Below are 19,341 nucleotides of genomic sequence, written 5' to 3'. Positions count from 1 at the left end.
TTCCTTATAAATTATAAGAATGTGGATCTAAATATAAATTATTTACTTCGTTATTCTCATATTTAAAAATTAGGCGATATTGTTTATTTACTCGAATGGAATAAATTTTATTTTCTTTTGGCTCAAGCAACTCTAAGTGATTAGCCGGCGGAGAACGTAAATCATTGATGTCTTCTGCAGCACTTATCATATCCAATTTTCTTGCCAATACTTTAGATAAATTAGAAGGAATCTTACTATGAGCATCACCATATTGATAAAACCTATAAAGATAATCATCTCTAAAATGCTCACGCTTTAAATTAAACATCTATTATTCTCTTGGTTATACTCGAGCTGATCATAATAAGAATAAATGCACAATGCAAGAGTGCATCTTTCGACTTAGATAAAAAAAACCACCCGAAGCGGGTGGCAGGAAAGTAGTTTAGCTATATTTATGATTATTTTATTTAGGAACTTTATGAATATCAAGCAATCACTTGACGAGCTTTATATTACTGAATATTGAAAGGCAAGGGAAATGCTATTGAGAGTTTTTTTGATTTACATCAACATTTTTGACAGAAAAATTCGTTTTTGCGTGTAGAATAAACAACTTCTAATGCTAACGTTCAAAATAATTAGGATTTTTTTGTGAAAACGTATTCATTATTACTCGGTCTATTCATTAGTTGTGGTGTTTTAGCTCACCCCCATGCATTTATAGATATGCAAACCACGCCTATCATAGAAAATAATCAACTCACTGGCTTTTCAATGAAATGGACGCTGGATGAACCAAGTTCGTCCGCGGTTATTTATGATATGAAACAGGCTAAAACAAAAAATGAGCAACAAAAACTTATTGATGATGTCATGGGAAATGTTGTGAGTGAACATTATTTCAGCTATTTATATGACAAGCAAAATAATAAAATCAAATATTCCCCTCGCCCAAAAAATTACGGCATTAACGTTCAAGGTTTACAACTGCAATATTATTTTGATGTGCCACTCGCCCATCCGCAAAAGTTAGAAAAAAACACTTTTAGCTTACAAACTTACGATCCTACTTATTATGTGGCGATGACTTACGCCTCAAAAAATGCGGTAGATTTTTCCGCACTTCCAAAAAATTGCCAAGGAAAATTAATTGAACCTAATGTGGATGAAAAAATCCAAGCCTACGCATCTTCACTTGATAAATCCCAAAAGAACGAAGATGATTCCTTAGGTGTGATGTTCGCACAAAAAATAATAATTCAATGTGAGTAGAAATGAAAAAATATAAAACTGGGCTCGTGTTATTAGTGATTGCACTTGCCTTACTTACCTATTTTTCCCCTTGGTTTTTCTTACATATTGCTGCATGGCAAAAAGATTTTAATCAACTTATTTCGGAAAATTTACATCAAATTCAAAATAATAGTATCAAGGCAGGTATCACTCTTATTTTCGCCAGCTTTGTTTACGGCGTGCTTCATGCCCTCGGGCCGGGACACGGCAAATTTATTATCGCCAGCTATCTTTCCACTCATGAAAGCCAATTAAAACAAAGCACCATCTTGAGTTTACTTTCTTCCTTAATGCAAGGCATTGTCGCCATTACAGCAACCACATTGCTCGTTGTGGTACTTAATCTATCATCACGTTATTTCAAATTAAGTCAGCTTTGGTTAGAACGAGCAGCCTTGCTATTATTGATATTTCTCGGCTGTTATTGGATTTGGCAAGGTTTACGTGCCTATCGTAAAAAAGCTGAATTAACCATTAAATCCCTCAATCCCCTCCCTCTACACGAAAAAAGTGCGGTGAAAAATAACCGCACTTTTCAGCCAAACACCTGTAGTTGTGGACACCAACATTTGCCAAGCCCCACACAAACTGCACAAGCAACCAATCTAAAATCGCAATTCCTCGTGATTCTAACAATTGGCATGCGCCCATGTAGTGGTGCAATTTTCGTTTTATTTTTAGCTTATATGCTTGATCTTTATGGCTGGGGAATTTTAGCTGTATTAGCCATGTCTTTCGGCACGGGGCTTATGCTGTCAGCCTTCGCGGGAATTGTACGTTATGCGCGAAATACCGCAATCCACTTAGGGCGTTGGTATAGTTCAAAAAATACGAAAGGAAAAAGCGAAAGCATCGTGAAACTAATCGCAGGTGGAATAATGCTATTTTTTGCCTTGAGTTTGTTGTATGGAACGCTAAACCCAGTAAATGGAGGCTCTATTTTATTTGGAAATTAGTGAGCTATCAAAACGATTTTATTATCGAGAGATAATAGGTTGCATTGATATTTTATTAAATTATAGGGGCTGACGTAGATTAGCCCTAAATACCACACCATTTTCTCAATATTTTAAGCTGTTCTTTTGGTGCTCCAAAGTTAAACCGAAATTCACATTCCTTCAAAAATAAAGGAAAGTTTTTTCGGTCTATTCCATTATATTTTCGGAGTATTTCTTCGCCTGACTCCAGAAATTTTCTATTCCATTTATGTGGTTTTGTTTCACCGCAAATAGTTCGGAATGATTGATTCGTTCGTTGTGAAATTTGCTCACATCAAGGGCATCATAGCTTCGATAAGTATCGGTATACACCCAGCTGTCAGGCTTGATTTTCCTCACAATAACAGGCATTAATGTCTCTGTTTTGGTATTTTCTACCACTACTGTAAATACTTTTCCTTGTCGCTTTAACAAACCGAATACGGCAACTTTTCCTGCTGCGCTTCGACCTCGTTTTCCTTTACGAGGACCGCCAAAATAGCTTTCATCAAGCTCAATTTGACCATAAAAAACCTCATCGGCTTCAAGGGCTAAATGATAGCTAATGACTTCACGAATTTTTCGGTAAAACAAAATCGCTGAATTGGCTTGGATACCGAATAAATCAGCCGCTGCTCGGGCTGTCACTTCTAATACAAAAAATTCAAGGAGCTTATTTTGTATAGATTTCTTTAATTTACAATGAGTTATCTTCATTTTTATAGACCAGCACACTTGCTAATCTACATCAGCCCCTTTATTATAATCATGAGCACATTCAGGGGAAACTAAAAGGACTGAGCCCTGTAAATTACAGAACTCAGTCCTTGAACTAAATCAGTCTAACTTTTTGGGGTCAGATCATTTTTTATAAGATAGATTAAGAAAATAACCGCTTAAGCTCTTTCTCATACATATAAATATTAACTGGGTTGGTTGGCAGCTGAGAATCTAAATATTCATTTGCACGTTTAACATATTCTTCATGATGCTTGTCATGGTTATCTATTACATCAAGTAATACTTTAGCACCTTCAAAAGCATCAAATTGATCATAATAATATCCAACACCTTTAGGAATTAGTTTTGAGTTATGAATAAATGGATATCCTCCATATAGCGCATCATTATACGCATAATTTAAACCATTTTCCCATTGATGACTTAACACTATATCTACATAACGTGTTAAAAAATCAGGCATTTGATAACGACCTTCGACAGTCATTATTCCGTCTTTTACTAAATTAGTGTGTCCAATAAAATTGAAAAAGGTTGGATTATCTTTTTTGTCATAGGTATTACACATATAAACATGTTGAATTTTATTTGGGTGTTCTCGGTAGGCTTGTTCCGCAATCAAAATAGGTGTAAAGCTATTTTTAACTACATTAATATTTGCTTCAAAAGATGCTATACGCTTTGCCTTTTTATCTGAATTAGGTTTATACCCAAAATCTAAATTATGTTGTTCTTTAATACGCTTAATGACTTGATCACAAAAGACTGGCGACCAAATGGGAGGGACAACATAAGATGGGCAACGATACATGATTGAGAAATAAGATTTACAAGTATTTTCATGTTGTGGGATCATCCATACCGCATCGAATGTTGTTCCATTAAATACTCTCCCAGCCTTTTTATCAAATAAGAAATTTTCTATATCTATAATAAAATCATTTCCCATTTTGTAACTAACTACTTTACCTCCATGTTCATGCATGCGAGTTACTTGATGTGATTCAATGATCAAAGTTCCTTCAATTAGTAAATCAAGGCTTTCAATAACATCTTCGATATAGGCAAATTTGAGATTCATTTCGTTAAGCATGAATCCTTCAGGAGGGGAAGTCCGTTTTTCAGGCCCCCAGGAAACTAAAACCACTTCATCAATAAGCTCTGAGTGTTGAAATAAGTGACAAAGATGGATGACATTCTGATTTACACCATTTGCCCAGATATCTGTCACGTTACCTTCTAAGTTAAAGGTGATCCCAATTTTATATTTTTTCATGATATCTCCTGCTTAGGTTTACTATATAAAGAGTTTTACAAGGCATTAAGATTATTTATTTTATATGCAAGGTACATAATAAAATCACTCTGGTTTCCCAGAGTGATTTCCTCATTATGATTTAGAATAGATTACCATTGATAGCCAATTCCACCACCAACAGCATAATCCCCTGAACTGGTCGCAGAGCCGCTTACTTTAAAGTGGATACGGTTGTTATCACTTGATTTGCTCATACCAACAGCCACTGCATTTTGACCTTTAAAGTTACCGACTCCTAATCCAATCATTGTACCTCCAGCACGGTTTACAGTAGGAATATTAGCCATTGCAACAGCACCAGCAATACCTCCACGAAGTTTCTTATCAGTTTGTTTCAATTCATTACGAACTGAATTTACTGAGTTATCAACATACTGTTTATTTACTGCATCTGTATTGTGAACAGGCGTTGCAACGTTAGTAATACGGCGATTTACAATAGGTTGACCATTTGAACCATCATTACCTACCGATACAGTATCTTTTTCGTTTGCTACAGATCCTTGTCCAATTGCAACTGAATTTTCTGCTTTCGCTTTTGCTCCTTGACCAATTGCTGTCGCATTCTGCGCTGATGCTTGAGAATTGTTTCCTAAAGCTGTTGTGTTTTCACCACTTGCTTTTGAACCGTATCCCATTGCCGTTGCATCCTTACCTTTTGCTTCAGCACTATCACGATTACTGGTGTTATCAGCAGCAAAGGCAGTTTTACCATCTTTACTGATTAAACCTGAATTTTCAATACGTTCTGCTGCACTTGCCGCTGATGTCGCTGAGTTCTGAGCAGAAGTTGCTGAGTTCTGAGCAGAGGTCGCTGAGTTAGCAGCAGAAGTTGCAGAGTTAGCTGCTGATGTCGCTGAGTTCTGAGCAGCGGTTGCTGAGCTTGCTGCAGAGGTCGCTGATTTACCTGCTTCAGTTGCTGAGTTAGCAGCAGAGGTAGCAGAGTTAGCTGCTGATGTCGCTAAGTTCTGAGCAGCGGTTGCTGAGCTTGCTGCAGAGGTCGCTGATTTACCTGCTTCAGTTGCTGAGTTAGCAGCAGAGGTAGCAGAGTTAGCAGCAGAAGTCGCAGAGTTAGCTGCTGATGTCGCTGAGTTAGCGGCAGAAGTCGCTGAGTTCTGAGCAGAGGTCGCTGAGTTAGCAGCAGAAGTCGCAGAGTTAGCAGCAGAAGTCGCAGAGTTAGCAGCAGAAGTTGCAGAGTTAGCTGCTGATGTCGCTGAGTTCTGAGCAGAAGTTGCTGAGTTAGCAGCAGAAGTTGCAGAGTTAGCGGCAGAGGTCGCTGATTTACCTGCTTCAGTTGCTGAGCTTGCCGCAGAGGTCGCTGATTTACCAGCTTCGGTTGCTGAGTTAGCAGCAGAAGTCGCAGAGTTAGCAGCAGAAGTTGCAGAGTTAGCAGCAGAGGTCGCAGAGTTAGCTGCTGATGTCGCTGAGTTCTGAGCAGCGGTTGCTGAGCTTGCTGCAGAGGTCGCTGATTTACCTGCTTCAGTTGCTGAGTTAGCTGCTGATGTCGCTGAGTTAGCGGCAGAAGTCGCTGAGTTCTGAGCAGAGGTCGCAGAGTTAGCAGCAGAAGTCGCAGAGTTAGCAGCAGAAGTCGCAGAGTTAGCAGCAGAAGTCGCAGAGTTAGCAGCAGAGGTAGCAAAGTTAGCAGCAGAAGTTGCAGAGTTAGCTGCTGATGTCGCAGAGTTAGCAGCAGAAGTCGCTGAGTTCTGAGCAGAGGTCGCAGAGTCAGCCGCTGATGTCGCTGAGTTAGCCGCAGAGGTTGCAGAGTTAGCCGCTGATGTCGCTGAGTTAGCAGCAGAAGTCGCAGAGTTAGCCGCAGAGGTTGCAGAGTTAGCAGCAGAAGTCGCTGAGTTAGCCGCTGATGTCGCTGAGTTCTGAGCAGAAGTCGCTGAGTTAGCAGCTGATGTCGCTGAGTTAGCAGCAGAAGTTGCTGAGTTCTGAGCAGATGTTGCTGAGTTTGCAGCAGAGGTCGCAGAGTTAGCCGCTGATGTCGCTGAGTTCTGAGCAGAGGTCGCTGAGTTAGCAGCAGAAGTTGCAGAGTTAGCTGCAGAGGTCGCTGATTTACCTGCTTCGGTTGCTGAGTTAGCAGCAGAAGTCGCTGAGTTAGCCGCTGATGTCGCTGAGTTCTGAGCAGCTGTTGCTGAGCTTGCCGCTGATGTCGCTGAGTTCTGAGCAGAGGTCGCAGAGTTAGCCGCTGATGTCGCTGAGTTAGCTGCTGATTGAGCTGATTTACCTGCTTCGGTTGCTGAGTTAGCAGCAGAAGTCGCTGAGTTAGCGGCAGAAGTTGCTGAGTTAGCGGCAGAAGTTGCTGAGTTAGCTGCAGAAGTCGCAGAGTTAGCTGCTGATGTCGCTGAGTTCTGAGCAGCTGTTGCTGAGCTTGCCGCTGATGTCGCTGAGTTCTGAGCAGAGGTCGCAGAGTTAGCCGCTGATGTCGCTGAGTTAGCTGCTGATTGAGCTGATTTACCTGCTTCCGTTGCTGAGCTTGCTGCAGAGGTCGCTGAGTTAGCAGCAGAAGTTGCTGAGTTCTGAGCAGAGGTCGCAGAGTCAGCCGCAGAAGTCGCTGAGTTCTGAGCAGAAGTTGCTGAGTCAGCCGCTGATGTCGCTGAGTTCTGAGCAGAAGTCGCTGAGTTAGCAGCTGATGTCGCTGAGTTAGCCGCAGAGGTTGCAGAGTTAGCCGCTGATGTCGCTGAGTTAGCAGCAGAAGTCGCTGAGTTCTGAGCAGAAGTTGCTGAGTCAGCCGCTGATGTCGCTGAGTTCTGAGCAGAAGTCGCTGAGTTAGCAGCTGATGTCGCTGAGTTAGCAGCAGAAGTTGCTGAGTTCTGAGCAGATGTTGCTGAGTTTGCAGCAGAGGTCGCAGAGTTAGCCGCTGATGTCGCTGAGTTCTGAGCAGAGGTCGCTGAGTTAGCAGCAGAAGTTGCAGAGTTAGCTGCAGAGGTCGCTGATTTACCTGCTTCGGTTGCTGAGTTAGCAGCAGAAGTCGCTGAGTTAGCGGCAGAAGTTGCTGAGTTAGCGGCAGAAGTTGCTGAGTTAGCTGCAGAAGTCGCAGAGTTAGCTGCTGATGTCGCTGAGTTCTGAGCAGCTGTTGCTGAGCTTGCCGCTGATGTCGCTGAGTTCTGAGCAGAGGTCGCAGAGTTAGCCGCTGATGTCGCTGAGTTAGCTGCTGATTGAGCTGATTTACCTGCTTCCGTTGCTGAGCTTGCTGCAGAGGTCGCTGAGTTAGCCGCTGATGTCGCTGAGTTAGCTGCTGATTGAGCTGATTTACCTGCTTCCGTTGCTGAGCTTGCTGCAGAGGTCGCAGAGTTAGCTGCAGAAGTCGCTGAGTTAGCAGCAGAAGTCGCAGAGTTAGCCGCAGAAGTCGCTGAGTTCTGAGCAGATGTTGCTGAGTTTGCAGCAGAGGTCGCAGAGTTAGCCGCTGATGTCGCTGAGTTCTGAGCAGCTGTTGCTGAGCTTGCCGCTGATGTCGCTGAGTTCTGAGCAGAGGTCGCAGAGTTAGCCGCTGATGTCGCTGAGTTAGCTGCTGATTGAGCTGATTTACCTGCTTCCGTTGCTGAGCTTGCTGCAGAGGTCGCTGAGTTAGCAGCAGAAGTTGCTGAGTTCTGAGCAGAGGTCGCAGAGTCAGCCGCAGAAGTCGCTGAGTTCTGAGCAGAAGTTGCTGAGTCAGCCGCTGATGTCGCTGAGTTCTGAGCAGAAGTCGCTGAGTTAGCAGCTGATGTCGCTGAGTTAGCAGCAGAAGTTGCTGAGTTCTGAGCAGATGTTGCTGAGTTTGCAGCAGAGGTCGCTGAGTTAGCCGCTGATGTCGCTGAGTTCTGAGCAGAGGTCGCTGAGTTAGCAGCAGAAGTTGCAGAGTTAGCTGCAGAGGTCGCTGATTTACCTGCTTCGGTTGCTGAGTTAGCAGCAGAAGTCGCTGAGTTAGCGGCAGAAGTTGCTGAGTTAGCGGCAGAAGTTGCTGAGTTAGCTGCAGAAGTCGCAGAGTTAGCTGCTGATGTCGCTGAGTTCTGAGCAGCTGTTGCTGAGCTTGCCGCTGATGTCGCTGAGTTCTGAGCAGAGGTCGCAGAGTTAGCCGCTGATGTCGCTGAGTTAGCTGCTGATTGAGCTGATTTACCTGCTTCCGTTGCTGAGCTTGCTGCAGAGGTCGCTGAGTTAGCAGCAGAAGTCGCTGAGTTAGCGGCAGAAGTTGCTGAGTTAGCTGCAGAAGTTGCTGAGTTAGCCGCTGATGTCGCTGAGTTCTGAGCAGAAGTCGCTGAGTTAGCCGCAGAAGTCGCTGAGTTCTGAGCAGAAGTTGCTGAGTCAGCCGCTGATGTCGCTGAGTTAGCTGCTGATTGAGCTGATTTACCTGCTTCCGTTGCTGAGCTTGCTGCAGAGGTCGCTGAGTTAGCCGCTGATGTCGCAGAGTTAGCCGCAGAGGTTGCAGAGTTAGCAGCAGAAGTCGCTGAGTTAGCCGCTGATGTCGCTGAGTTCTGAGCAGAAGTCGCTGAGTTAGCCGCAGAAGTCGCTGAGTTCTGAGCAGAAGTTGCTGAGTCAGCCGCTGATGTCGCTGAGTTCTGAGCAGAGGTCGCTGAGTTAGCAGCAGAAGTTGCAGAGTTAGCTGCAGAGGTCGCTGATTTACCTGCTTCGGTTGCTGAGTTAGCAGCAGAAGTCGCTGAGTTAGCGGCAGAAGTTGCTGAGTTAGCGGCAGAAGTTGCTGAGTTAGCTGCAGAAGTCGCAGAGTTAGCTGCTGATGTCGCTGAGTTCTGAGCAGCTGTTGCTGAGCTTGCCGCTGATGTCGCTGAGTTCTGAGCAGAGGTCGCAGAGTTAGCCGCTGATGTCGCTGAGTTAGCTGCTGATTGAGCTGATTTACCTGCTTCCGTTGCTGAGCTTGCTGCAGAGGTCGCTGAGTTAGCAGCAGAAGTCGCTGAGTTAGCGGCAGAAGTTGCTGAGTTAGCTGCAGAAGTTGCTGAGTTAGCAGCAGAAGTTGCTGAGTTAGCAGCAGAAGTCGCTGAGTTAGCGGCAGAAGTTGCTGAGTTAGCTGCAGAAGTTGCTGAGTTAGCTGCAGAAGTCGCAGAGTTAGCTGCTGATGTCGCTGAGTTCTGAGCAGAGGTCGCAGAGTCAGCCGCAGAAGTCGCTGAGTTCTGAGCAGAAGTTGCTGAGTCAGCCGCTGATGTCGCTGAGTTCTGAGCAGAAGTCGCTGAGTTAGCAGCTGATGTCGCTGAGTTAGCCGCAGAGGTTGCAGAGTTAGCCGCTGATGTCGCTGAGTTAGCAGCAGAAGTCGCAGAGTTAGCCGCAGAGGTTGCAGAGTTAGCAGCAGAAGTCGCTGAGTTAGCCGCTGATGTCGCTGAGTTCTGAGCAGAAGTCGCTGAGTTAGCCGCAGAAGTCGCTGAGTTCTGAGCAGAAGTTGCTGAGTCAGCCGCTGATGTCGCTGAGTTCTGAGCAGAAGTCGCTGAGTTAGCAGCTGATGTCGCTGAGTTAGCAGCAGAAGTTGCTGAGTTCTGAGCAGATGTTGCTGAGTTTGCAGCAGAGGTCGCAGAGTTAGCCGCTGATGTCGCTGAGTTCTGAGCAGAGGTCGCTGAGTTAGCAGCAGAAGTTGCAGAGTTAGCTGCAGAGGTCGCTGATTTACCTGCTTCGGTTGCTGAGTTAGCAGCAGAAGTCGCTGAGTTAGCGGCAGAAGTTGCTGAGTTAGCGGCAGAAGTTGCTGAGTTAGCTGCAGAAGTCGCTGAGTTAGCTGCTGATGTCGCTGAGTTCTGAGCAGCGGTTGCTGAGCTTGCCGCACTACTCGCAGCTGTTTCTGCTCGTTCAACTGACTTATTGATCTCAACTAGTTTGTCACTTACTGTTTTTGCGGCTGCTTTAGCATCAGCAATAGATTTCTTGGATTCAGAATTTAATTTATAAGTTACAGCTCCGTTTTCATAGGCAACCTCTAACCCATCGCCAGCTTTAAAATCAAGCGTATTATTAGCATTATTAGCTGCTGATGTGCCTTTGTTACTCATAGTTTTAATATCCGAGCCATTTACTTGGAACTTATATTCCGTTTTAGCAATTTCATCGGCAGCTTTGATTACATGGTAAAGTTGTGAACCAGTAACCACATCACTAGATGTCTCAGAGATTTCACCAGCTCCAACATTTTGAATCTGGCGCTTAATATTGTTATTACCAAAACTTACAGTGCCATTATCGGTTGCAAGAACGCCTTTAGATAAGGTTGCATCACCAATTTTGATATCACTTACTGTATGTTTGGTCGATGTACTTGAAGATTGACCAATGGCAATATCGCCTGCATTATTTGCTTTTGCACTTTGACCTAATGCAATCCCATTTGCTGCAGACGCTACCACTTGAGCACGATCACCGATACTAATCCCTGTCGCTCCAGCTGTTTTAGCATTGTTACCTAAAGTAACAGAATATGTTGCATTATCTGTTGCTTGCGCGCCATTACCGATAACAATAGAGTAGTCTTTCTCTGCAGTCGCTTTTGCATCACCAATACCACCAATCACAATAGATCTTGAGCCATTGGCTGTTGCTTCAGGACCAATTGCTACAGTTCTATCGCCTCCTGCTGTTGCATATGCACCAATGGCGACAACCCTTTCTTTCGTTGCACTTGCATTTTGACCAATAACAACAGAATTTTCTCTTGTTGCAGTAACACTTGTACCAATAGCAACGGTATTTGCACCGCTTACCTTTGTTCCGTCACCTAAAGCAATTGAACTTACACCGCTCGCTTTCGTACCCTGACCTAAAGCAATGGAATTTCTGCTTTCAACTTCTGCACCATTACCAATAGCAATTGCATTCACTGCACCATTACCAACACCTGTATCTATTGCAGTAATCTTGGTTTCGTTACCAATCGCAATTGCACCGCTTGCAGCTGTAATTTTGCTATTATTACCAATCGCAATAGCATTATCTGAACCCACATTGTATGGCTGATTACGAAGAATAGTACTACCTGCACCAAAAGCAATTGCACCTGTTGAACCTTCAACTTGTGCTTGCTTACCGATAGCAATACCATTTACTGCTTCACGATATTGGGTTCCCCAGAAATTATTAACATTTGCACGAGAACCAATAGCAATGGAGTCAGTTGCTAAGGCATTGGCATATACGCCAACAGCAACTGAACGCGTTCCCTGCGCACCAGACTTTTCTGTAAATTTCCCCAAGTTATTACTAAATACCGCACCGGGATTTCTTCCTTCAGCCGCTACTTTTGAATCATCAGCTGTAAGCCAATCTGCCCAAATACCTGTATTTTCTGTCGATGTCGTTTTATCATCTATTATAGTACCTTTTTTATAACCTTCAGCATTTACGTGTACAAAACCCTTATAACGTTTCATCATCAGATTTAATGTACCTACAGCATCTATAGCAGATAAAACACCTGAAGTTTCTGAACCTTCAAGAGCAACATTTCTCAGAATTTCACTATTAGGATCTGATACGACTGCAACACCTTGTTTAGGTATATCATTGTAATTAATAGTCGCAGCATTGGTAACAGAAGCTAGCAATGTTGATGTTATAAGAGCTGTAAGAACAGATATGGTAAATTGTTTTGTGGCTTTTTGAGTATTATTAGAAGCAGAACTTGCTTTTGCACTACCTTTCGCTAATTCTGAAACAACTTCCTGTCTCTGTGTTGTTTTATTCCAAATGACTTTAAATATGCGGTTCATTAATAATCCTAAATAAGTTAAATTATATACATCCAAATACTTTTAGATATACTTGTGCTATCTAAAAAGGCGTTGAATTTTGTCATATTAATGATGATATAACCATCGTTTTTTTGTAAAGATTTGTAAAGATAAGGTGTTCAAATATTTAGCTTAATAGATTGATGTGTACATTGGCTCTAAATTACTATAGTTTTTTGTTGACAAGAGGTTTTCTCCTCATTAAAATGCGCGCCCTGTTCCTTGTGATACAAAGTTTATTCCTCCTTAGTTCAGTCGGTAGAACGGTGGACTGTTAATCCATATGTCGCTGGTTCAAGTCCAGCAGGAGGAGCCAATTTTTCTTTTGGTTTAGAGTTTGTTTGTCTCCTTTTACAAATTCTAAATTAGCAACCAAAAGATTTTGAGCCCATCATGTTGATGGGCTTTATTTTTATCAGAATCCTCTCTTTTTTCTATCCACAGAGCCTGTGGATAACTTTGTGGATTAACTTTTTAAAATTTTGCGGATCCCTTATTCTTACAAGGATTGTTCGATCTTGATTACAGATTAGCCTAAAATTAAATTTTAATTTAAAATCAACAGGTTAAGTTTTGTCTAGTAAAAAATTAAAGTTTTTTTTATGAATTTGTGACATCTTCCTCTTGACATCGCTAAGTCTGTGTAAAACTTAGATTTTTGCCTGATCAATTTTACACATTAAATATGCTAAAATAGACATTATTCAAAACTATGAAAAAACCGACCGCACTTTATGTCTGAAAAAATCAACACAAAACCGTTCATTCTACATTCCGACTTTCGTCCCTCTGGCGATCAGCCACAAGCTATCGAAAAACTGACTGAAAATTTAACGGATGGATTAGCTCACCAAACTTTACTCGGGGTAACAGGCTCGGGGAAGACGTTTACTATTGCCAATGTAATCGCTCAATTAAATCGCCCAGCGATGTTACTTGCGCCAAATAAAACACTTGCCGCCCAACTCTATGCAGAAATGAAAGCCTTTTTTCCAGAAAATGCGGTGGAATATTTTGTGTCTTACTATGATTATTATCAGCCAGAAGCCTATGTGCCGAGCAGCGATACCTTTATTGAAAAAGATGCGTCTATTAATGATCAAATCGAACAAATGCGTCTTTCAGCAACGAAATCTTTTTTAGAACGTCGAGATACTATCGTGGTGGCTTCCGTTTCTGCAATTTATGGTTTGGGTGATCCTGATAGCTATTTACAAATGATGTTGCATTTACAACAAGGTGCCATTATCGATCAACGCCAAATTTTAGCGAAATTAGCGGAATTGCAATATACTCGCAATGATCAAGCATTTCAGCGTGGAACTTTCCGTGTTCGCGGCGAAATTATTGATATTTTCCCAGCGGAATCCGATGATCGTGCGGTGCGTATTGAGTTATTTGATGATGAAATCGAGCGTTTAAGTTTATTTGATCCGCTTACTGGCAGTAGTTTTGGTGCAGTACCACGTTTTACGATCTATCCTAAAACGCACTATGTGACACCAAGAGAACGTATTTTAGATGCGATAGAAAACATCAAAAAAGAACTGGTATCACGCCGTGAATACTTCATCAAGGAACATAAACTTTTAGAAGAACAGCGTATCAGCCAGCGTACCCAATTTGATATTGAAATGATGAATGAATTAGGCTATTGCTCGGGCATTGAAAACTATTCTCGCTATTTGTCAGGCAGAAATGAGGGCGAACCACCACCAACATTATTTGATTATATGCCCTCTGATGCTATTTTAATTATTGATGAATCTCATGTGACTGTGCCTCAAATTGGTGGAATGTATCGTGGCGACCGTTCTCGCAAAGAAACCTTAGTCGAATATGGTTTCCGTTTACCGTCTGCCTTGGATAATCGTCCATTACGCTTTGAGGAATTTGAACGCTTAGCCCCACAAACCATTTATGTTTCCGCAACACCAGGGCCTTATGAATTAGAGAAATCAGGTAGTGAGATCATCGATCAAGTGGTTCGCCCGACTGGTTTACTTGATCCGATCATTGAAATTCGTCCAGTGTCCATTCAAGTGGATGATTTACTTTCCGAAGCTCGCCAAAGAGCGGATAAAAATGAGCGCGTTTTAGTGACAACACTCACCAAAAAAATGGCGGAAGATTTAACAGATTATTTAGATGAACACGGGATTCGTGTACGTTATCTACATTCTGATATTGATACTGTGGAACGCGTCGAAATTATCCGAGATTTGCGTTTAGGCGAATTTGATGTATTGGTTGGGATTAACTTATTGCGTGAAGGTTTAGATATTCCGGAAGTGTCTCTTGTGGCGATTTTAGATGCTGACAAAGAAGGATTTTTACGTTCCGAACGTTCTTTAATCCAAACAATCGGCCGTGCTGCGCGAAACTTAAATGGTAAAGCGATTTTATATGCGGATAGCATCACAAAATCGATGGAAAAAGCTATTACTGAAACCAATCGTCGTCGTGAAAAACAAACAAAATACAATGAAGAACATGGCATTGTGCCACAGGCATTAAATAAGAAAGTCGGTGAATTGTTAGATATTGGACAAGGTGCAAACCAAAAAGCGAAAGCCAATAAACAACGTGGAAAAATGGCAGCAGAACCAACCGCACTTTATAATGCACCGAAAAATGCCAAAGAATATCAACAACAAATCAAAAAACTGGAACAACAAATGTATAAATTTGCCCAAGATTTGGAATTTGAGAAAGCCGCAGCAATTCGCGATCAATTACATCAATTGCGTGAACAGTTTGTTTTTGAAAACTAAAAAAACGCCAGCTTAAGCTGGCGTTCCGTTTATTTATTTTCACCTGAAGAATACAAGCGATTCTTATATAAATAACTACCTAATAAAGCGTGAGCCAATGCCTCTTTTTTCATCGCATCAGGCACGTCTTTTGGCGTTAAAGTTTCTGAAGCTTTATCATAATGATAACCTTGTGCCGCTTTATTTGGCATTTGAATCACCACATCATTATTGCCTTTCATCATTGCTTGAGTTTGATCGTATTGCATAAAGGCACGATCTGGGTTTACATCTTGCGTTAAATCAAAACCAATCATTGGATAATTGCCACTTACGCCTGCTAAAGAAAGCAATGTAGTTGGCATATCAATTTGGCTCACAAGACGGCTGTCACGACGTGGCGCAATGCCATCACCAAGAATCAAAGCTGGAATATGGAAATGCTTAATTGGCACAAGACTTGCACCGCCTACACGAGAATCGTGATCCGCAACAATTAAGAAAATCGTATCTTTCCAATAATTAGACTGTTTTGCCATTTTAAAGAAATGACCTAAGGCATAATCCGCATATTTTGCCGCGTTATTACGAGTGGCTTTTGGTTGCTCATAAAGCTCAATTTTGCCATCTGGATATTCAAATGGATCATGATTGCTAGAGCTAAACACTAAACTAAAAAACGGTTTACCTTCATTTTGTAATTTCGTGAAAGTTTCATTGGCTTTATCAAATAAATCCTCATCACTCACGCCCCAAGTGCCGGTAAATTTTGGATTTTGGTAATCTTGTTGATCCCAAATATCTTTAAATCCATTGCCATAGAAAAAGCTCGCCATATTGTCGAAGTGCTTTTCACCGCCATAAATAAAGGAAGTGTTATAACCTTGTTTATGTAATAAATCCGCAATAGTAAAGAAACCACTTTGGGCATTATTAAGTTTCACAACTGCACGAGCTGGCGTTGGCGTAAAACCTGCGGTGGTTGCTTCAATACCGCGTACTGAACGCGTGCCTGTTGCATAAAGATTTTCAAATAACCACCCTTCTTTTGCGAGCTGATCCACATTTGGAGAAAGTGGTTTGCCACCGAGTGTACCAATAAATTGAGCACCGAGACTTTCTTGTAGCAAAATCACGATGTTTTTAGGTTTCCCCTGATAAGTCGCGACATTTTTCGTTAAAGTTGGGTATTTATCTGAAATATAATCGCTGTCTGGGCGGCCTCGACTTGCTTTAACAATACGAAACATTTCATCTGCATCCATTTTTCCATACATTTCTGAAGATTTTTCTTCATCTTTAAATTGCTGTGCGGCATAAATCACGGAATAGCCCGAGTTAAGCACCAAAGAATTCACTAACGCATCAGAAGAAAATGCCACCATGGCGGGGTTAATACCACGATGTTGAAAACTTGAACGCGCGCCAAGGAAACTCACTACAATCATAAGCAAAGCAATCAAAGGGCGAAGTTTCCAACTCATTGAACGTAAATTTTTGACTGCCCAACCAGAAATTTTCCAATAAATCATGGCAGCTAAAATCGTGAAAACAAGGCTAAAAATCACCGCACTTAAATGCCCTTCCGCGAGCATTGAAAAAACTTCTTTCGGATAAATCAGATATTCGATAAATAAACGATTTGGTCGGTAATCATAGGTTTCAATAAAGGCAGGTGTGGCAATTTCCATAAAGATAATAAACACACTGCCAAGGGTTAACCAAATGCGTAAAATTTTTACCCAAACTTTACTGCTATGAAATAACGTTGTGAGCAATGCAGGTACGCCAAATAAATAACAGAGTGCCACAATATCCATTCGTACGCCTTGCAAAAATAATTGCAACCAGCCATCTACGGCAGATACACGCTCTGATTGCCATACAGCAAGTCCCAAACGGGATAAAGAAAGGATGATGAGATTAATCAACACGAAGGTGAAGATGGGGAATAAAGGGGAATGCGCTTTTTTCATTGTAAAAACCACTAACAAAACGGCATACAAGCCGTATTAAATTAAAGAAAGATAGGCAACTGTCTATCGGTCGGTTCCTTTTCGACATGACAAAAGTCTTAAAGTGCGGTCAATTTTCGCATAGTTTTAGTTAATCTCAAATGCAAACAATATGCCGAATTCTGTGTAGCGCAATTTTAGCTAATCACATTCAATAGAATTACAAAAAATAAAGCCTCGAGAAAAATCGAGGCTTTGTTAAGTAAACGGCGGAAATTTAATAAAAATTCACCGCACTTTTTCAATTACTCTTGTTGTGCTTTCACCGCAGCATAGGCAATCATATTAATAATACGGCGAACAGATGCACCCGGATTAAGAATATGCGCAGATTTGTTCATACCCATTAAGATAGGGCCAACAGTAATTGCCGTAGTGGTGCCGCGTAATAAGCTATAACTAATACGTGATGAGCTCAAATCAGGGAATACCAATAAATTTGCACTTCCTTTCAATGGACTATCAGGCATGACTTCTCTTCTGTGTGCTTCATTCATTGCTAAATCACCACGCATTTCACCATCAATCATTAAGTGTGGATAGCGCTCATTGACCATATGTAATACTTCGCGCATTTTTGGCGCCCCCAACGAATTCGATGAGCCAAAGTTAGAATGGGAAAGTAATGCAATAGCAGGTTCAATACCAAAACGATGAATTTCTTCCGCTGCCATTAACGTAATCTCTGCAAGTTCTTCCGCTGTTGGATTAGTATTTACATGAGTATCGGTTAAAAATACATTTCCTGTTGGTAATACAAGACTATTTAATGCAGCCGCAACTTTAACTCCATCTTTTAACCCAATAATATCCTTAATAGATGCTAAATGTTTACCATAAGAACCAAATAAACCACATACCAAGCCATCAGCATAGCCCAGACTCACTAAAGTAGATGCAAGCACAGTTGTGTTAGAACGCACGACACGTTTTGCAATTGCAGGCGTGATACCTTTACGTTTGGTAAGCTCGTAGTAATGTTTCCAACATTCTTCATAGCGAGGATTATCTTCGTTATCCACAATTTCAAAATCGACACCCGCGGTTAAACGCAAGCCAAGTTTTTTAATTTTTTCTTCAATCACACTGCGGCGACCGATTAAGATTGGATTTGCCAAGCCCATTGAAATCACTTCTTGAGTGGCATGCAATGCTTTATTTTCTTCCCCTTCCGCCAAAATAATGCGTTGTTTTGCCGCTTTTGCTTGGCTGAAAATAGGACGCATAAACAAGCTAGTTTTGTAAACAAACTGAGTTAGTTTTTCAACATAAGCATCCCAATTTTGAATTGGACGAGTTGCCACACCAGATTCCATTGCGGCTTTTGCTACCGCTGGTGCGATACGCACAATTAAGCGAGGATCGAATGGACGAGGAATCACATAATCTGCACCAAATGTCGCGCCTTCACCACCGTAAGCAGAAGTTACAACTTCATTTTGCTCTTCTAATGCAAGGTCGGCGATGGCATAAACTGCCGCACGTTTCATTTCTTCATTAATAGTGGTTGCTCCCACATCTAATGCGCCACGGAAAATGAATGGGAAACAAAGCACGTTATTGACTTGGTTTGGATAATCAGATCGGCCTGTACATACAATCGCATCAGGACGAACCGCTTTCGCTTCTGGCGGGGTAATTTCAGGATTTGGGTTAGCTAAAGCAAGAATAATTGGATGCGCAGCCATGGTTTTCACCATATCTTGTGTAAGCGCACCAGCTGCGGAACAACCTAAGAAAATATCTGCATTTGGAATCGCATCGCCAAGTTTACGCCAGCCATTATCTTCAATTGCATAATCTTTTTTGGTTTGATCCATTTTGTCATCACGACCTTTATATACCACGCCTTTCGAGTCGCAAACCGTGATATTTTCACGTTTCATACCTAAAGAAAGCAATAAGTTCAAGCACGCGATAGATGCGGCTCCCGCACCAGACGCAACAAGTCGAACATCTTCAATTTTTTTACCTACAATACGAAGAGAATTGATGATCGCGGCAGCACTGATGATCGCCGTACCATGTTGGTCATCATGGAAGACAGGAATATTCATTCTCTCACGCAATTTTTGTTCAATATAGAAACATTCTGGTGCTTTAATATCTTCTAAATTGATCCCACCGAAAGTCGGCTCTAACGAGGCAATAATATCGACAAGTTTATCGGGATCATGTTCATTCACTTCAATATCAAATACGTTGATACCAGCGAATTTTTTGAACAATACGCCCTTCCCTTCCATTACAGGTTTGCCTGCAAGCGCGCCAATATTACCAAGACCAAGTACCGCTGTACCATTAGAAATAACAGCGACCAAATTTCCACGCGCCGTATATTTGTAAGAGGCTGCAGGATCTTTTTCAATTTCTAAACAAGGCTCAGCCACACCTGGTGAATAAGCTAAAGCCAGATCGCGTTGCGTTGCTAATGATTTTGTTGGGGTAACTTCAATTTTTCCAGGAATTGGAAATTCGTGGAAATCCAAGGCTGCTTGACGTAATTGTTCACTCATAATAAATGCTCCATTTTATTGAAACAGGATTGAAATATTACGTCGA

Annotated in this window: 8 protein-coding genes, 1 tRNA gene and 2 pseudogenes; 5 read left to right on the top strand and 6 right to left on the bottom strand. The window is 42.0% G+C overall.

The features are described from left to right. Positions 1-4: 4 nt before the first annotated feature. Positions 5-310 (bottom strand): type II toxin-antitoxin system RelE/ParE family toxin, encoded by a 306-nt coding sequence (locus tag DV428_RS04970; RefSeq protein WP_012054677.1) that lies wholly within the window; start codon positions 308-310, stop codon positions 5-7. A gap of 326 nt (positions 311-636) precedes the next feature. Between DV428_RS04970 and zevA the strand changes: the two genes are divergently transcribed. Continuing rightward, entirely contained in the window at positions 637-1,257 is a 621-nt protein-coding gene (gene zevA / locus DV428_RS04965) for a zinc transporter binding subunit ZevA (protein WP_114908889.1), read from the top strand. 2 nt (positions 1,258-1,259) lie between these two features. Beyond that, positions 1,260-2,234 (top strand): zinc transporter permease subunit ZevB, encoded by a 975-nt coding sequence (zevB, locus tag DV428_RS04960; protein ID WP_114908888.1) that lies wholly within the window; start codon positions 1,260-1,262, stop codon positions 2,232-2,234. Between the two features lie 85 nt (positions 2,235-2,319). Here zevB and DV428_RS04955 read toward each other — a convergent pair. After that, positions 2,320-2,972, bottom strand: a pseudogene (locus DV428_RS04955) (IS1595 family transposase). Between the two features lie 41 nt (positions 2,973-3,013). Here DV428_RS04955 and DV428_RS09835 point away from each other — a divergent pair. Next, positions 3,014-3,091 (top strand): annotated as a pseudogene (locus DV428_RS09835) (IS3 family transposase); the annotation flags it as partial. Positions 3,092-3,135: 44 nt separating this feature from the next. On the opposite strand, the gene DV428_RS04945 reads toward DV428_RS09835, so the two are convergent. Both DV428_RS04945 and DV428_RS09715 read right to left on the bottom strand, forming a co-directional pair. Further along, positions 3,136-4,272 (bottom strand): DUF2827 family protein, encoded by a 1,137-nt coding sequence (locus tag DV428_RS04945; protein ID WP_114908887.1) that lies wholly within the window; start codon positions 4,270-4,272, stop codon positions 3,136-3,138. A 131-nt stretch (positions 4,273-4,403) separates the two neighbouring features. Next, positions 4,404-11,990 (bottom strand): hypothetical protein, encoded by a 7,587-nt coding sequence (locus tag DV428_RS09715; RefSeq protein ID WP_244188319.1) that lies wholly within the window; start codon positions 11,988-11,990, stop codon positions 4,404-4,406. Between the two features lie 261 nt (positions 11,991-12,251). Here DV428_RS09715 and DV428_RS04920 point away from each other — a divergent pair. Both DV428_RS04920 and uvrB read left to right on the top strand, forming a co-directional pair. Beyond that, positions 12,252-12,327: transfer RNA gene (locus DV428_RS04920), tRNA-Asn, on the top strand. 418 nt (positions 12,328-12,745) lie between these two features. After that, a complete protein-coding gene (gene uvrB / locus DV428_RS04915; RefSeq protein ID WP_065249720.1) occupies positions 12,746-14,785 on the top strand; it encodes an excinuclease ABC subunit UvrB in 2,040 nt (679 codons plus the stop codon). A gap of 29 nt (positions 14,786-14,814) precedes the next feature. Here the strand turns inward: uvrB and DV428_RS04910 are convergent, their stop codons facing one another. Then, the gene (locus DV428_RS04910) at positions 14,815-16,740 is read right to left on the bottom strand and encodes an LTA synthase family protein (protein ID WP_065249721.1); all 1,926 of its coding nucleotides are present in this window, start codon (positions 16,738-16,740) and stop codon (positions 14,815-14,817) included. 284 nt (positions 16,741-17,024) lie between these two features. Further along, positions 17,025-19,295 carry an NADP-dependent malic enzyme gene (locus DV428_RS04905; RefSeq protein ID WP_114908886.1) on the bottom strand — a complete coding sequence of 757 codons (2,271 nt, stop codon included), beginning with the start codon at positions 19,293-19,295 and terminating at the stop codon, positions 17,025-17,027. Between the last annotated feature and the right edge of the window lie 46 nt (positions 19,296-19,341).

Origin of the sequence: Haemophilus haemolyticus, assembly GCF_003352385.1 — a bacterium.
GTDB lineage: Bacteria > Pseudomonadota > Gammaproteobacteria > Enterobacterales > Pasteurellaceae > Haemophilus > Haemophilus haemolyticus_I.
This window is presented reverse-complemented; position numbering and strand designations above follow the sequence as displayed.

What these genes read in the sequence shown, in the direction of transcription:
- DV428_RS04970 (WP_012054677.1), bottom strand. Translation starts at nt 310, where the DNA reads ATGTTTAATTTAAAGCGTGAGCATTTTAGAGATGATTATCTTTATAGG.
- uvrB (WP_065249720.1), top strand. Translation starts at nt 12,746, where the DNA reads ATGTCTGAAAAAATCAACACAAAACCGTTCATTCTACATTCCGACTTT.
- zevB (WP_114908888.1), top strand. Translation starts at nt 1,260, where the DNA reads ATGAAAAAATATAAAACTGGGCTCGTGTTATTAGTGATTGCACTTGCC.
- DV428_RS04905 (WP_114908886.1), bottom strand. Translation starts at nt 19,295, where the DNA reads ATGAGTGAACAATTACGTCAAGCAGCCTTGGATTTCCACGAATTTCCA.
- DV428_RS09715 (WP_244188319.1), bottom strand. Translation starts at nt 11,990, where the DNA reads ATGAACCGCATATTTAAAGTCATTTGGAATAAAACAACACAGAGACAG.
- DV428_RS04910 (WP_065249721.1), bottom strand. Translation starts at nt 16,740, where the DNA reads ATGAAAAAAGCGCATTCCCCTTTATTCCCCATCTTCACCTTCGTGTTG.
- DV428_RS04945 (WP_114908887.1), bottom strand. Translation starts at nt 4,272, where the DNA reads ATGAAAAAATATAAAATTGGGATCACCTTTAACTTAGAAGGTAACGTG.